This is a genomic window from Microbulbifer sp. ABM4_008 (genome assembly GCF_056311705.1).
Window position 1 is genome coordinate 1,101,912 of sequence record NZ_CM149970.1, and the last position, 15,440, is coordinate 1,117,351.

The window sequence follows — 15,440 nt, forward strand, 5'->3', positions numbered from 1 at the left end:
TTGCTATTTGATCACTGAACATCAGCTATTTAAGGGATTCAACGGTGTAACACCCAATTCCATGAGGGAATTTTACTCTAGGAATAAAAAGAGCTGCGCAAAAGGACCAGTTTCTTGTATTTTTATCGGCCATCTTGACCGAGGAGTTTATCCCCCTCCCAAGATTCAAACTTATAAAAATTAAACCCTTGAGTAGTTGGGGGCAGGTATGTCAATCGCGCGGCAGCGCTTTATAGTTTTGGGGCCTCTTTTTGCTGTGGCCTTCTATTTCTTTTTATCAGCGTTGGGGATGCAGTATCTACCGGCAGTAACTGCTGCAATTACCTTGTTAACTGTGATCTGGTGGATAACGGAAGCACTTCCAATCCCCGCAACGTCACTGGTGCCTTTTGTCCTCTTGCCTCTATTTGGAGTAGCGGATCATCGGGAGGTGGCAGCTTCCTTGGGAAGTCATGTCATTCTGTTGCTGATGGGGGCCTTTATTTTGTCCAAGGCCCTGGAGAAAAGTGGGGCCCACGAGCGCCTTGCCCTGTATATGTTGCGTATTGTGGGCGTCTCCAGCGGCCGCAGGCTGGTGCTCGGATTTATGCTGGCAGCAGGCTTCCTGAGCATGTGGATTTCCAACACTGCTACCACATTGATGATGCTGCCTATAGCCCTGGCAATTCTCAGTAAGATCGACAACGAGCGCTTAAGTATTGCCCTGATCCTGGGTATTGCCTATGCCGCAAGTCTGGGTGGGGTAGGTACTCCTCTGGGCACGCCGCCCAATGTTATTTTTATGGGAATATACGAGGAAGTAACCGGACGAGAGTTTAGCTTCCTGGGCTGGATGAAAATAGGAGTCCCAGTTGCTTTGGTGACGCTGCCTATAATGGCCCTCTGGCTGACCCGTCATGTGCATCTGAAAAATGATATTGAGCCCCCTCAAGTGGGAGAGTGGAGGCAAGAGGAAAAGCGAACCTTAATGGTTTTCGGTGTGGCAATTCTCCTATGGGTTACTCGCAATGCACCGTTTGGTGGTTGGAGCGAATTGATAGGTATTGATGCTGCCGGTGATGGAACCGTGGCTCTAGCAGCCGTTGTCGCTATGTTTCTAGTGCCCAACGGTAAGGGAGGGCGCTTGCTGGATTGGCAGACGGCAGAGACGATCCCCTGGGGAATGCTATTACTGTTTGCTGGTGGTATAGCGCTAGCAAAAGGTTTCTCCAGTTCCGGACTGAGCGATATGCTCGGCAACGGTCTTTCTTTCCTGACGGCGATGCCACTGTGGTTGTTGTTGGTAATTCTATGCCTTAGTGTGACCTTCTTGACAGAGATAACCAGCAATACAGCTACGGCAACCCTACTTATGCCAATTTTAGCTGTAGCCGCCACTTCAGCGGGTTTTGAGCCCATGGTGCTGATGATACCTGCGGCGATGAGTGCCAGTTGTGCATTTATGTTGCCTGTAGCTACAGCGCCTAATGCGATTGCGTATGGAACCGGTAAAGTACGTATACAGGATATGGTTCGAGAGGGCGCGATACTCAGTGTGACGGCATCGCTGATAATAGCGGGGATGAGTTGGTTGATCCTGGCTGGATAGTGTTTGTCTCCATCATAGCCAGTGTGAGATGTGCATAAGCAGGCGAATGGATAAAAGAAAAATAGATAGGAGAGATAGAGTTCGATGAATAAAACCACAGCAACACTGTTGCTCACCCTTGGTTTAACAGGGTGTGGCGAAGAGAAGAGCAACCAAGCTGTAGAGGAAAAAGCCTTGTTTAGTGAACAAACCTCTGCTCCTGTAGCGAAGAAAGTACCACACAAAATGGTTATGCATGGCCATGAGCGCATCGATAATTACTACTGGATGCGTGACGATGAACGTAAGGCGCCAGATGTTATTGCTCATCTGGAAGCAGAAAATGCTTATACCGATTTGGTAATGCACCACACCGAAGAGTTACAGGAATTACTCTTTGAAGAAATGACTGGCCGTCTGGAGAAAGATAAATCAACGGTCCCCGTTTATTATAATGGTTATTGGTATTACAGCCGCTATCTTCCCGAGAAAGAATACGCGATCCACGCGCGACGTAAAGGCACCCAGGAAGCACCTGAAGAGGTTATGCTGGATGTGAATGTGCTGGCCGAAGGCCACGGCTACTTTAGTGTAGGGCGCCTGGCTGTTTCTCCCAGTAATCAATTGGTAGCATATCCTGAAGATAGCGTTGGGCGCCGTGTTTACACGATTCGCTTCAAGGACTTAAAGACTGGTGAGATGCTGCCAGATAAATTGGAGAATGCTTCACCAGTTGCGGTTTGGGCAAACGATAACCAGACTGTCTTCTATATCAATAAAGACCATCAAACTCTGCTCGGCTATCAAGTGATGCGCCATAAATTGGGCACACCGCAGAGTGAAGATGTTGTTGTTTATGAAGAAATGGATAAGGCTTTCTATACGTGGATTTCCAAATCCCGGGATGGAGAACTGATACGCATTCACCACAGTTCTACAACTAGCAGTGGCCAGTCAATCCTGGACGCAAACACCCCTCTTGCCGATTTTGCTCCCTTATATCCCCGGGAAGAGGATCACGAGTATTCAGCGCTAAAGTTAGGGAATGATTTTTATATCATGACCAACTGGCAAGCTGAAAACTTCCGCCTTATGAAGGTTGCCATGGACGACGCAACAGATAAGTCTAATTGGCAGGAAGTCATACCTCATAGTAGTAAAGTTTTGTTGGAAGATTTCACTTTATTTGATCATCATCTGGCAGTAATAGAACGAAAAGCGGGGCAAACGGGTCTCCGAATTATTAATTTAGAGAATAATAAGGACCTTCAAGTCGGGTTTAATGATCCAGTATACAGGCTGGGCTTGAGTTCAAACCCAAACTTGGACTCAGAGAGTGTTCGAGTATCTTATTCGAGTTTAACGACACCAAATAGTGTTTATGAAGCCAAGTTGGATAGTGGCGATTTGGAATTGCTTAAGCAAGACAAAGTTCTGGGTGGTTTTGACCCAGAGCACTATCAGAGCGAGGGTATCCTGGTAGCGGCACGAGATGGCGTTAAGGTGCCGGTATCTTTGGTTTATCGTAAAGATAAATTTAAGAAAGATGGCTCTAATCCATTACTGCAATATGCCTATGGCTCATACGGTAGTACCGTAGACCCCTGGTTCCGCTCTTCAGTGGTGTCCTTGCTTGACCGAGGTTTTGTATTTGCTATTGCCCATATTCGTGGCGGCCAAAAACTGGGACGTGCCTGGTACGAAGATGGAAAGATGTTCAATAAAAAGAATACTTTCACTGATTTTATCGACGTTACCAAGGCGTTGGGGAAATTAAAATATGGGGCCCCTGATAAGATCTTTGCTTCAGGTGGTAGTGCTGGGGGGCTGTTGATGGGCGCGGTAGTCAATATGGAACCGGGTTTGTACCGGGGTGTTACTGCGGCGGTGCCATTTGTTGATGTGGTAACTACCATGCTGGATGAGTCAATTCCCCTGACTGTTAATGAGTATGACGAGTGGGGCAATCCTAATAATAAGGATAGTTATGAATATATGCTTTCCTATTCTCCCTATGACCAGGTGAAAGCTCAGGATTACCCCAATATGTTGGTAACCACTGGGCTACATGATTCCCAGGTGCAATACTTTGAGCCAATGAAATGGGTGGCAAAGTTACGCGAATTGAAGACCGATGAAAATCAGTTGTTATTCAATACCAATATGGAAGCAGGTCACGGTGGCTCTTCGGGTCGTTTCCGTCGCTATAAGGAGACCGCTTTACAGTATGCATTTTACCTCGATTTACTTGGGTATAAAAATGGAGAGACTGATAAGAAGGTTAAGTAATAAATATGTTATGCTTATTTTAGAGATATAGGTCTGATTATGGGTAGCTAATTATTCTTTATATCTCTACTTAAGTATCATGTAAATAAAGGGGAGCTAGCTCCCCTTTATTTGTTGGGGAAGTTGAAATGTCCTTTTCTTTTTCAGCTTTCTGAAATATTAACTTCTAGAGTCAATTGGCTTTTCGTGTTGTTTGGGCAGGATAAACACGCACCACCTTTTTAGTATTCCGCTAAAACTCCAAATGCTTTGAATTTCTATTTATAGGCGTAGAATGGAGATAGATTTACTGGAAGGTCTGAATTATGCGTGAGTTCGCCGCCATTGAGGCACCTGTGATTGATCGATTTGGAGGGTTAGACGGACTTCAGTCGAAGCTGGTTAAGCCAAAGCCTGCGCAGCTCTTGAGAGAGATACATGACAGTCAGTGGTTGTCATCGGCATCCCGGGCTGTTTTTCAAGCCGGTTTTAGTTGGAAGGTTGTTGAAAAAAAGTGGCCGGATATAGAGAAGATCTTTTATGGCTTTGATGTTTCATTCTGTCGTTACTTACCGGAGGAGGCATTAGATGACCTAATGCGGCAGGAAGGAATGATCAAGCACTGGACTAAAACTCGCTCCATTCAGAGAAATGCAGACTTCTTTTGGCATTTATCTAATGAGCATGGAAGTTTGGGAGCGTATTTCTCTAGCTGGAATACAGACAACTATATTGAGAATCTTTTGTACTTGCGTAAAGGTGGTGATCGACTCGGCGGTAAGACTGCCCAGGTATTTCTAAGACGAATGGGAGTTGATACTTTGGTTTTTGCAAGTGATACCATTCGAGCCTTAATCCGAGAAGGGGTTGTCGACAAGTCTCCCTCCTCCAAGAAAGACTGGGCTGCACTAAAAGCAGCCATCGAAACTTGGCAGTCTCAGTCAAATCGTAGTTTGAATGAGATTAGCCAGATATTATCACTTTCGGTAGGTTAAACAACTGGGGTATTTAGTTGGTAGAAGTATCTATTTCACTCCTACCAACCTGAATGCTTAATCAAAAGTTAATCGGTTGTAGCTGACGGCACAACCTGAAAATCCACGGACAATGAAGCCTCATACTGAACTTCGTCGAAGGAACTAACCTCTGTTTCTATATATGCTTCTGAAAAGCTATCTTCAAATTTGCTTTTTCGAGTTCTGGAAGCAGTAACGATAACCTCTTCTATTGCTCCAGCTCCCGCTGTCCCATGATAGCCGATATTATTTGTACGGACATTAACTGGTGTTAACTGAATGCTCAGGGTTCTCTCATAGTCAGCTTTTTGTTCCATGATTTTGGCTAGTGCCTTAGATCGGACCTTTTTTGTATATTCAGATACTTCTGAATGCTCAAAAGAAGTACTCACTATTTCTATTTCTTTATTTTCATCGGTTAGCCTTGCGATAGACTGTAAATGTCCCTCCTTGTTAATAGTTATTGCGACCCTATTAATAACTTTATAGCTGGAAGGATTTTTGCCTAGCCAACCAAATTGTGGGGAAGATGAAAATTTTGAATTTTTAATCTTAGCTCGGTCTATGCCAGCCTTTATTAAGCTCTCGGTTAATTGTTCACGCAAAGAACTATTGTTAGCAATGGCGTCTGATAGGAGGGGCTCTTCAGTGGTGACAATAATATTGACTATAGCCTGGTCTGAATAAGCCGTTTCTTTTGCACTGCCGTGGAGAGTCACAACTCTTGATATTGGGTAAATTAGGTCGCGTAAGTCCTGGGGGGAGCCTTTAATCTCTGGGGTTGCCATTGAAAGGCTGGGAATGAGTAGCGAAGCTAAAAGAGCAAGTCTTTTCATATTGACACTTCCAAACTGTGAATAAATGACAATCTATCAGGAAACTAGCTTATTGCCGATCAATAGCACTATATCGGCTTTCCTAGTTTCTATCCAATTGTTGCAGCTGAAACCGTTCGTTGTAGTTGTATATTCGCAAAGTATCGCCCAATTACCATTCATGATGCGACTATTTCTGCTTTGGTATTTTAGTACCGTTTATCGCTGCAAAATTACCACTTATCGGTCTCAGCCAGGTTCTAAAACCAGTTCACAGACAATCGATTGCATCACTTTAAAGTGCGCACTTGGTCATCAATTGAGGATAAAAATTCAATGGATGACGGCAAGCAATAACAAATTATCTTAGTGACATACGAGTTGGGCAGAGCTGATGGGTTTACTGATAAATAAGAAGTTAATAGCGCTTTCTTTGACGGCATTGCTGGCCGCGTGTGGAGGTGGTGGAGGGAGCTCCTCTTCGGATTCGGACAACCCCTCTTCAGATAGTAGCGGTAGTGGTAATAATAGTGGCAGTAGCGGTAGTGGTAGCGATCAGGGTTCGTCCGGCAGCGATGATAATCCGATCTCGGATAATGTGGGCACTACAGTTGTGGTGGGAGACGTAGAGCATACAGATTTAGGCTTCGCCTCATTGACTGCCATTGACGTAACTTTGCCAGAAGGTATGAACAATGCCCGTGAGGTTTACCAGATGGCACACTATATAGCACGAACTGACGGGGAGCAGGATGAAGAGGATATTGATATCCCGATTCGTAGTTATACTGCGACCTGTGCAACAGATACCGATACTCCGAGAATGTTTGTTTCCACTACTTTGTCAGAGGGGGACACTGCTGCGGATACAACTCACGGTTCTATTTATGAGCTACAGTATGATCCGGATACTTCCAGTTTTGAGGCAACAGGTAATGCAACGCTGTTAAATCAGTGTTATGAATCCCACGGTGTGGCTGTAAGCTCTGATTGCTCCACAGTAGCAGTTCTATGCAATACAGATTATCAAGCCAATGAGCGTTATGAGGTTGAAGCTGACCTTGTTGAGCAATACGGTTCAACGTGGATGAAAATGGAAGATAACATTGACACCATTGAATCCCGTATTGCGAATGAAATTGGTCTTCTGGTTGCGACCAATCACGGTAAATATATCGACTTTTTTACTGAACACCCTACGCTGACGTTTGACGATTTCCTTGCCGGTTTGGAGGCAAACTTCCCGGATACTGATTTTGGGGATTCGCCATCCTTTACCACTATTAAAGGGTCCGATATGCAAGAGGAGATGGAGTATATTATTTCCAGTCTTTCCTCTGGCGACTATGACGATTTACTGCAGCACATTCGAGATGCCAGTTACAGCTATAACGAGCAAATTTGGCTGCTAGAGTGGGAAAATCAGCCTTTAAGTGAAGTTCCTGATGCTTACGTAGTAAATAAAATGCACGGTGGAACTCATCTTGGCGCACAAGAGCTGATTTATGTTGAGGATGACAGCCAGGGTCGTAGTAGCTATGGTTTCTCAGTTTCTGCACGGGTATTTGATGGAAATGGGAGTTCTCACTATTCGGCAGGCTTAACGGTTATTGACCGTAATAATTGGTCCCTGGATATGAGCAGCTCAGATAATCGCGGTTGGTATTGGGCCTGCGGCGATGGTCACGTAGTAAACATTCGCTCATTCTATAATCCAGACAATGAGATGTTTGGTGCAATTTGCACCAGTGATTGGAACGACTGGATAGGTAGCACTCATGGGCAACTGGGTACCATTGCAGTGAAAATGGAAACTTCCAGTTCGTCTACAGAAGGGCGCTTTAATCACTTCGTACCATCAACGTCTGCGATGGTATCTAATGGTGGCGGTCATACTGTTGTACCAGTGGATGCCAATACGAACCTTTCTTTGATCGTCTCGCCTAAATATATTGAAGATGCGGATATGGATCGCTTTCTCCAGGATGAAGTCGGTATTGATCCGTCTGGGGAAGGTCCGTTTGATGAAGATTGTGCAGATTACGACACCACAAACTGTTTCCTGTCCTATATGAGTTATAACTATTGGGAAGATGATGATAGTTTCGCCACAATAACAAGACAGGGACTTTATTCTGGTGATGCATTAGACTCCAGCTCTTTAACCCGTATTGGCATCGCCAAGGTCAGCTCTACCGGTAGTATGGAAGGCCAGGGTTTTAATTGGTTGGTTGAGGATGATGATTGCCAAATTAGTGATCCACAACTTATTGATTTAAAAAATGGACGCTACTTGTTTGGGTATGCAAAATTCCAGTGTATTTCTGATAACTTGTCCTATAACCGTATTTATGCCGACAGCGGCTCTAAACGGTTATTAGTACCAAAAGCTTATTATGTAATGGAAGTCGATGCAGATCTAAACGTACTTGAAGGGCCAATCGAGTTACCTAATTATGGATGGGGTGGTTTGGATGAGCCTATGTACTTAGGTGATGGAAAAGTAGCTTGGACTTATATTAAAAACCCCACCTACGATAACTATGTGAGTGGTCAGAAAAATATTTGGCAGGCGATGATTTACCACTCAAATAGCGTTAATTAATTTTTTCTCCTGAACTGTTGTAATGATACTGGGAGATAAATTTGGTAAGGGGGCTCCCCCTTACCGCTCTCCTGCTTTTTTACTGGAATTCATCCTGATTTCTGAAATGTGGCCGCGTATATGGGGAATGAAGAACTTACTTTTTTGCTATCAAAAAAATTGATTCCTTACTAGGCTGCCACTCCTGATCAATAAGAAAACCAACTCGTGTAAGCTTGTCTAAAAGCTCCTGTCTGTCAATTTTGTGGACATAAGGGGCCAGATTTATGCGTTGCATCACTGGGATCAGGAATCGCCAATTGCTTTTCTTAATTAATGCAGTACTTGATACAAATATGCCCCCCGGCTTTAATAAATTGTAAACCCGCGCGATAGCACCATCTATATCCTCCAGAAGATGTAATATATTTAGCCCTAAGATGGCGTTAAAACTATCTGGTTCGAATTTTAGTGAACCTAAGGTGCCTTGTTTAAAATTTATGTTTTTTATGGAAGCGATTTTTACTTTTTGCTTGGCAATATCCAGCATCTTCTCGGAAATATCAGTAGCAGTTATACTGTTCACATATGGAGAGTGCTGAATAGCGGTGCTGCCGGTGCCGCATCCAAATTCCAGTACAGACCAGTCTGCCTGCAAATATTCTTGTGTTATAGCCAGTTTTCTCTTGTAACTTTTTAAATCTTTTATAGGGCTTTTGGCATAGCGCGCTGCAGTTTTATCCCAAAACTTTTTTGGCTCTATCATTTTTCCTTCCTACCGTAGATGTTCAATGAGTATGCATTCGGTCGGCGGATAATCTACTACTAGATGATTACCTTTTGATTTTAAGTATATGTAGTATATTTCCCGAATCGTTAGACTCTAAAAATTATCTCCGTAGAGGTGCTCATATATTTATACCTTGTAATTCTTGCTGCATGTTTTAATTTAGTGCCACAATTTTTTATGGAAAGGGTGCATAACGTGTCATAGGTATATCGATAGAAAAGTGGCTACGATACTTGTGTGCTACGATAGGGGTTGATCAAAATTTAAACGATTTCAACCTTTTCTTTACGTAAGTTATTTCTTCGAAAAGATAGCTTGCTCCAAAAGTTTTTTAGAAGTGCTCACTCACCTTTAGCTTCATCAATACTGTGACCTAGAGCGAAGTCGCGGTTCTTAGTTTTTGCGAACTATGTCACATTCATCTAAGCCTCCTTCTCTTTGTGACTAAATAGTCATATTGCTTGTCGCCCTAAGATTCTGTTTGGCGCTATTAGTCATATTCTTGGCACTAATTAACCAGATACCTTTCGCAAGCCATAAAACAGTCTCGGCAACATAAAAAGACAATTTAAAAAATTGGGATCAAGCCCGAGCAAAAATAAAAGGACATCACAATGACACTTTATCAACGATTGGGTGCGAGCTTCTCTTTACTATTAGCGGGGCTTTTGGGATCAGCCTCTGCTAGTGCGGATAACTGCTACATCCTGGTTCATGGCCATGGTACTGAGGGCCATATTAAGCAGCGTACTAACTCCCAGGGTAATCTTGAGCAGCCGGCTTTAGATTATTGGAGTGAGGCTTACTTCGATGAATACGCGGGTAGTGACTTTATTGAACAGTTGCGTGTAAATGGCGGCAATTACGGTGTGGTTGGTTACAACTCCACCGATGAGGGCGAGATGCCCTACTGGCATGACGGCACAGCGGGTGAAATCGCTCGGCAGATAATCGCTATTCGCAATGGCGAAGGCGATGATTATGAGCATGAAAACCAGTGTGCTGCCGATGACACTTTCTACGTGATTGCCCACAGTCAGGGTGCCACCCAAATGATGTACCTCGCAGGCAATGCCGTACCGGGGTCCCCTTACTATAACCGTGCTTACAACCAGCTGGATTCCAATACTGTGACCGAAACCTCGAAGGTTTGTACTGGCTCCTGGTTCTGGAAAAGCTGTAAGACGAAAACCAAAACCGTTAATGTCGCAGGCCTGAATGATAGTTACGCGGTTGAAGTGGACTTTGACACTGCCATTAGCGGTATCGCGGCAATCTTTACTACTGGTGGTGCAATCACCGGTACTGAGGGGGTTGATCGACTGTGTAACGGTAGCTGGATCGAAGATTTGATCAACGATTGGTTTATCGGTCGCGAGTGCGCAGCAGTACGTTACCTGCAGACTAATGATGTCTATGCTGTGCGCAACTATGTCGGCACCAACCTGGCTGCACCGGTTTATACCATTGGAGGCTACGCCGGTTTCCCTGGTATTGAGAGTGCTAGCTCTTTGCTGTTGGGCGGTGAGGACGATGGTTACATCAATCTGGCTTCCCAGATGAACTGCTCTGGTTCTGCTAAGCGCAACTTGTGGTCAAATCTGAAGGAATACAAGACCTTCCTGGGTATCGCTTACGGAAGCGCTATCTTCTCCTGCGATAATGACAATAAGGGGACAGCGCGTTCCTATAACCTGGCGAGTATTTATACCGATCATGACGCTCAGCGTAACGGCGGTATTATGGCCCCAGACTACACGGGTATCCCCGATGGCCTGAACTGTGGTGCCGGTAAAAATACGGCTGGTCGTATTGCTGCCTGTACAGAGTAATTGGCTCATCGTTTTAAAAAAGCCCGCTTAAAAGCGGGCTTTTTAGTTTGCGGGAATCACATATTTACTTCTATTAGTTTTTAGCTCTAGTGATCCTCTACCACTTGCAAATTGTTCTCTGCTTTCATACGAGATATTTCGATCTCTTCTGCAAAAATCTCGTGGATGCCGAAACGGTAACTGTCAGTACTATTTGCCGCATGGGTACCGCCTGGAATCGTTGTAAATGCAATGCGCCAGGGAGTGGTCTCTTGTTCTTTCCAGTGCTTATGCCAGGAGAGTGCATCTTTGCGCAGGTTTGGCATGTCTTTGGAGCCACTTGTTACTACCAGAGTCAGATCCTCTCTTGTCGCTTGTACAGGTTCCCTGTAGAAAAATTCCTGTTGTGGTAGGAAGGTGGCATTGCTGGCTATCAATCCTTTAAACAAGTCGGGCTTAGAAAATGCTGTGTAAAGCACAAAATATCCCCCTCGACTTTGACCGAAGAGAACTCGTTGATGAGGGTCTACCGAGTAGCGGCTTTCAACTGTTGGCAAGAGCTCCCGCTCTAGAAAGTTGAGAAACTGTGCTGCACCGCCATACGTAAGTGTGTCACTGTCATCGGGTAGTGAAAAGTCAAAACTGCGATGATTGATCTCGGGTTTAAATGAGCCGTAAGCAATACCTACGATAATCGCCTCGGGGGCGTAATCATCGTAATGCATAAACAGGTGATTAGTAGCCAAAATTGGGAACAGTGAATCCCCATCGAGGAGATAAATGACCGGGTAGGTTGTATCCTCGTTTGGATTATAGCCCTCAGGCAGGCGAGTATAGATATGGTAGGGGCGCCCAATAATCGCTGAATCCAGCTTAAAGTAGTCCCCTTTCAGGGCAGGTAAGAACTCAAGAGGCTGGGAATGACTTTCAGGAGAAGAGTTACTTTGGTGGTTAGCAGGGCAGCCACCTAGCAGTCCGGCTGCTAATAGCGTTGATAGAAAACGAATAAGGGGCTTTTTCATCGAGTCTCCTATACTAACGGTGGGATTCATTGGTTGACTAAGTCTCTTCTTATATTCTCAAGTGGGGTGCTAATGAGCAATATAAAGCTTGCTGCTGGTATCGATTTTCCTGCAATAGAAGTAAAGCGACTTGGTGGAGGTGAGTTGGTACTGGGGAAGCTTGAAGGTAGTTTCCCTTGGCAAATGGTAGTCGTTTACCGAGGTAAGCACTGCCCACTATGTACCAAGTATTTGCGTGTCTTGAGTGTACTACTACCCCGCTATCATGCGGAGGGTATTGACGTGGCTGTTGTCTCTGCCGATACGGAGGAAAAAGCTTCTCAGCATATGGAAGCAATTCAGCCGGGATTTACTGTCGGTTACGGTTTATCAATACCCCAAATGCAGCAGCTTGGGCTCTATATTTCAAAACCCCGCTCCCCTGAAGAAACAGACAGGCCCTTTGCTGAACCGGGTGTTTTTGTCATCAACGAATCTGGAAGGCTGCAAATAGTCGACATTTCCAATGCACCTTTTGCGAGGCCTGACTTGCAAACGCTATTGGTGGGTATCGAGTTTATCCGAAATCCTGATAACCATTACCCAATTAGGGGAACATATTAAGATTTTTTAAATACCCTGCTAATTCAGGGAGCTATATTTTGGATTAAAAGTTTGTAGTAAAGTTAGAGGTCTGGAATTTAAGGGGGTAGGGTAGTGACGAACGCTTTTCTCTCTGAGATGAATCACTTCAAGCTTAATCCAATTGATAATAGTAAAGTCGTATTAATTGATGGCCCCAACCAAAGAGCTATACCCGTTTATGGTAGAGAGATTGTTGCTCAATACCAATTTCTCGATAAAGTGTTAGTTATCCTACATGATTGGTGGTCTCTGGATCAGGGAGTTAATATCTACCTACTCTCTAGAGGAAGAGTTTTGGATTTTGCTTTGAGTTCGGATATCGACTTATGGGGAGATTTAGATGACGTGAAAGTTATCCAACCGGATACTATTTGCTTTTCTTTTCCGAATGCTTTGCACTGGCGACTGCGCTGCTATAAGCGGGCAAGGCCGGCTTTATATCTTTCTCTTCCTTATAGTTTTTGGTGGCGTCGAAACTTATTTTATTCCTGGTTTTCATTGCAGCGCCTCAAGTGAATAGTATATATAAATATCAGGCGGCGAATCTGTAATTGTATATTACCCAAGTAAGATAACAGGTGTTTACCCTGTTATCTTACTTTTATTCAATAGAGCTGAACTTTCTTTGTCGGATTTTTGAAGCGATAGCTTCAACGTGAATAGCCTATTTAGAAGTTGTTCAGCTCTTCCCGTAGATCGATCTCTAGTTCCTCTGAGCTAGTAATCCATACGCTTTTATCCGGCGCAGGAAACACACCTATTTCAATGTCGTCACCTTTTAAGCCAGAAAGCCACTTCTTTAAAAACTGTGGTAAGGGAATGCTTTTAGGGGTGAGGCCCGTTTCATTCTCAGCATAGGCTTGGGCAAATTCAGCGCTTGGCCATACTGGCAGATATTCAAAGCCACCATCTTCATCGGTGTGTATTTTAAGAAAGCAATTTTGGCTATCGATCAGTATCCAGATCTCCCGCTCTTCTCCGGCTATGCTCAGAAAATACTCGTAGCGATCTTCACAGCTGAGATTAGTTATTTCACTTAAATCTGGGGTGCTCATATATCAATTCATTGTAGCTAGGTAATAGGCGAGTAGGGATAACTGAAGGCCTGCTCATCTAGAGGCATAGCTGTTATACCAATTAATGCGGGGCATTATGCGCGAATACAAGCCGCTATCCAAATGCTTTGCCGAGATGGTCAGCGGCAGGGGGAGAGAAAGAGTTTCTATAGAACTTAAGTCTATGGTTAGAGTGAAGAGGAAACTGGAATGCTCAAAATAAAAAAAACGGGCATTAAGCCCGTTTTCAATACTTCTCTTCCTGTGAGCGACTACTTTCTCCTTTTTAGTAATTCGCTAACCAGGAAGCGCTTACCACTGCAGTGCGCCGCCGGTTTGGTATTCGATAACGCGGGTTTCAAAGAAGTTTTTCTCTTTGCGCAGGTCCATAATTTCAGACATCCACGGGAATGGGTTCTGAGCGCCAGGGAACTGCTCTTTCAGGCCCAGCTGGCTAAGGCGGCGGTTGGCGATAAACTGGAGGTACTCCTCCATCATATTCGCATTCATGCCGAGTACGCCGCGGGGCATAGTGTCGCGGGCATAGGCTACTTCAAGCTCCATACCCTCGAGAATCATCTGGGTGACTTCCTGCTGGAATTCCGCTGTCCACAAGTGTGGATTTTCCAGCTTAATCTGGTTGATGACGTCAATGCCGAAGTTCAGGTGCATAGACTCGTCGCGCAGTATGTACTGGAACTGCTCGGCAACACCGGTCATTTTGTTGCGGCGACCCATGGACAGGATCTGGCTGAAGCCACAGTAGAAGAAGATACCTTCAGTGACAGCGTAGAAGGCGATCAGGTTGCGCAGCAGCTCCTGGTCGGATTCAACGGTGCCGGTTTTGAAGTTGGGATCACCGATGGCCTGGGTGTGGGATAGGCTCCAGGCCGCTTTTTTGGCAACCGCAGGCACTTCGCGGTACATATTGAAGACTTCACCTTCGTCCATACCCAGGGATTCTACACAGTACTGGTAGGCGTGGGTGTGAATGGCTTCTTCAAAAGACTGGCGCAGCAGGTACTGGCGGCACTCAGGGTTGGTGATATGGCGGTAGATCGCCAATACCAGGTTGTTAGCAACCAGGGAGTCTGCGGTGGAGAAATAGCCCAGGGAGTATTCCACGATGCGACGCTCGTCCTCGGTCAGACCGTTGGGGTCTTTCCACATGGACACGTCTTTGTTCATGTTGATTTCCTGGGGCATCCAGTGGTTGGCGCAGCCGTCCAGGTATTTTTGCCAGGCCCAGTCGTATTTAAAGGGAACCAACTGGTTGAGGTCAGCGCGGCAATTAATAATGCGTTTTTCATCTACCTGGATACGGGCCGCACCCATTTCCAGTTCTTCCAGGCCGGGAGCCGGGTCCATATTAGCAACTGCGGCACGGGCGGCATCAACGGCAGTGGAGCCGCTTTGGGCCGCAGGCGACGCCGGAGCGGCTGTGTAGGAAGCGCTGGGCTCCTGCACGGATTTTGCCTGGGCCTCCGGCGTCGGTCGCGGTTCGGTTGCTTTTTCAGGTTGTTGGGGCTTGGTGTCGATGTCGTCCCAGCTCAGCATAGTTGGCCCTTTTGATCGGTCTCACTATCGAAAGTTCGATAAAAAATTCTTAAATCTTCCTGGTGTATTACTCACTAATTGTGTGTAACCAGGGATGACATACCGGTGATTTTTTTACCGGCAATAATTCATTACAGGCTCGTATTTTTAACTCGCCTGGGCACAGAAAATCCTGTGCCAGATCAATTTTTGCTGCGCTTTTGTGCATTTATTTGCACTGAATTTTCGCTGGCAATTGCACTGGGTTTTCTCGGGAAATAAGCCGCAGCCGATCCCCGGTCCCTATGGTATTACCCACTATTAAAATAATGGGTGGACCGGGGTCGCTGCG

General features: G+C 45.2%; 12 protein-coding genes. 7 read left to right on the forward strand and 5 right to left on the reverse strand.

Features of this window, described 5'->3' with window-relative positions:
- Positions 1–208 precede the first annotated feature (208 nt).
- The 3 genes from ACYX4J_RS04790 (at position 209) to ACYX4J_RS04800 (ending at position 4,830) form a co-directional block, all read left to right on the forward strand.
- Complete coding sequence (locus ACYX4J_RS04790) at positions 209–1,588, forward strand: SLC13 family permease (protein WP_413662969.1); 1,380 nt, start codon at positions 209–211, stop codon at positions 1,586–1,588.
- A gap of 84 nt (positions 1,589–1,672) precedes the next feature.
- Positions 1,673–3,856 carry a S9 family peptidase gene (locus ACYX4J_RS04795; protein WP_445355878.1) on the forward strand — a complete coding sequence of 728 codons (2,184 nt, stop codon included), beginning with the start codon at positions 1,673–1,675 and terminating at the stop codon, positions 3,854–3,856.
- 305 nt (positions 3,857–4,161) lie between these two features.
- Positions 4,162–4,830, forward strand: a complete 669-nt coding sequence (locus tag ACYX4J_RS04800) for a DNA-3-methyladenine glycosylase I (RefSeq protein WP_444907540.1) — start codon at positions 4,162–4,164, stop codon at positions 4,828–4,830.
- Positions 4,831–4,898: 68 nt separating this feature from the next.
- On the opposite strand, the gene ACYX4J_RS04805 is transcribed toward ACYX4J_RS04800, so the two are convergent.
- Positions 4,899–5,687, reverse strand: coding sequence for an SIMPL domain-containing protein (locus ACYX4J_RS04805; protein ID WP_444907541.1), 789 nt, complete (start codon positions 5,685–5,687; stop codon positions 4,899–4,901).
- Positions 5,688–6,060: 373 nt separating this feature from the next.
- On the opposite strand from ACYX4J_RS04805, the gene ACYX4J_RS04810 reads away from it, so the two are divergent.
- Positions 6,061–8,271, forward strand: coding sequence for a hypothetical protein (locus tag ACYX4J_RS04810; protein WP_476177991.1), 2,211 nt, complete (start codon positions 6,061–6,063; stop codon positions 8,269–8,271).
- 136 nt (positions 8,272–8,407) lie between these two features.
- Here ACYX4J_RS04810 and ACYX4J_RS04815 read toward each other — a convergent pair whose 3' ends face one another.
- A complete protein-coding gene (locus ACYX4J_RS04815; RefSeq protein WP_475709589.1) occupies positions 8,408–9,016 on the reverse strand; it encodes a class I SAM-dependent methyltransferase in 609 nt (202 codons plus the stop codon).
- Positions 9,017–9,654: 638 nt separating this feature from the next.
- Between ACYX4J_RS04815 and ACYX4J_RS04820 the strand changes: the two genes are divergently transcribed.
- Complete coding sequence (locus ACYX4J_RS04820) at positions 9,655–10,872, forward strand: hypothetical protein (protein ID WP_476177992.1); 1,218 nt, start codon at positions 9,655–9,657, stop codon at positions 10,870–10,872.
- 86 nt (positions 10,873–10,958) lie between these two features.
- On the opposite strand, the gene ACYX4J_RS04825 is transcribed toward ACYX4J_RS04820, so the two are convergent.
- On the reverse strand, positions 10,959–11,873 hold the full coding sequence (locus ACYX4J_RS04825; RefSeq protein WP_445355882.1) for an alpha/beta hydrolase: 915 nt from the start codon (positions 11,871–11,873) through the stop codon (positions 10,959–10,961).
- A 72-nt stretch (positions 11,874–11,945) separates the two neighbouring features.
- Between ACYX4J_RS04825 and ACYX4J_RS04830 the strand changes: the two genes are divergently transcribed.
- Both ACYX4J_RS04830 and ACYX4J_RS04835 read left to right on the forward strand, forming a co-directional pair.
- Positions 11,946–12,476 (forward strand): redoxin domain-containing protein, encoded by a 531-nt coding sequence (locus ACYX4J_RS04830; RefSeq protein WP_444907546.1) that lies wholly within the window; start codon positions 11,946–11,948, stop codon positions 12,474–12,476.
- 93 nt (positions 12,477–12,569) lie between these two features.
- Positions 12,570–13,013, forward strand: coding sequence for a hypothetical protein (locus ACYX4J_RS04835; RefSeq protein WP_476177993.1), 444 nt, complete (start codon positions 12,570–12,572; stop codon positions 13,011–13,013).
- 152 nt (positions 13,014–13,165) lie between these two features.
- Here the strand turns inward: ACYX4J_RS04835 and ACYX4J_RS04840 are convergent, their stop codons facing one another.
- Positions 13,166–13,552, reverse strand: a complete 387-nt coding sequence (locus ACYX4J_RS04840) for a DUF2750 domain-containing protein (RefSeq protein ID WP_444914449.1) — start codon at positions 13,550–13,552, stop codon at positions 13,166–13,168.
- Positions 13,553–13,864: 312 nt separating this feature from the next.
- Positions 13,865–15,109: a ribonucleotide-diphosphate reductase subunit beta gene (locus tag ACYX4J_RS04845; RefSeq protein WP_108734126.1), complete on the reverse strand. Its 1,245-nt coding sequence runs from the start codon at positions 15,107–15,109 to the stop codon at positions 13,865–13,867.
- Between the last annotated feature and the right edge of the window lie 331 nt (positions 15,110–15,440).

What these genes read in the sequence shown, in the direction of transcription:
- ACYX4J_RS04845 (WP_108734126.1), bottom strand. Translation starts at nt 15,109, where the DNA reads ATGCTGAGCTGGGACGACATCGACACCAAGCCCCAACAACCTGAAAAA.
- ACYX4J_RS04825 (WP_445355882.1), bottom strand. Translation starts at nt 11,873, where the DNA reads ATGAAAAAGCCCCTTATTCGTTTTCTATCAACGCTATTAGCAGCCGGA.
- ACYX4J_RS04815 (WP_475709589.1), bottom strand. Translation starts at nt 9,016, where the DNA reads ATGATAGAGCCAAAAAAGTTTTGGGATAAAACTGCAGCGCGCTATGCC.
- ACYX4J_RS04790 (WP_413662969.1), top strand. Translation starts at nt 209, where the DNA reads ATGTCAATCGCGCGGCAGCGCTTTATAGTTTTGGGGCCTCTTTTTGCT.
- ACYX4J_RS04805 (WP_444907541.1), bottom strand. Translation starts at nt 5,687, where the DNA reads ATGAAAAGACTTGCTCTTTTAGCTTCGCTACTCATTCCCAGCCTTTCA.
- ACYX4J_RS04795 (WP_445355878.1), top strand. Translation starts at nt 1,673, where the DNA reads ATGAATAAAACCACAGCAACACTGTTGCTCACCCTTGGTTTAACAGGG.
- ACYX4J_RS04800 (WP_444907540.1), top strand. Translation starts at nt 4,162, where the DNA reads ATGCGTGAGTTCGCCGCCATTGAGGCACCTGTGATTGATCGATTTGGA.
- ACYX4J_RS04810 (WP_476177991.1), top strand. Translation starts at nt 6,061, where the DNA reads ATGGGTTTACTGATAAATAAGAAGTTAATAGCGCTTTCTTTGACGGCA.
- ACYX4J_RS04820 (WP_476177992.1), top strand. Translation starts at nt 9,655, where the DNA reads ATGACACTTTATCAACGATTGGGTGCGAGCTTCTCTTTACTATTAGCG.
- ACYX4J_RS04840 (WP_444914449.1), bottom strand. Translation starts at nt 13,552, where the DNA reads ATGAGCACCCCAGATTTAAGTGAAATAACTAATCTCAGCTGTGAAGAT.
- ACYX4J_RS04830 (WP_444907546.1), top strand. Translation starts at nt 11,946, where the DNA reads ATGAGCAATATAAAGCTTGCTGCTGGTATCGATTTTCCTGCAATAGAA.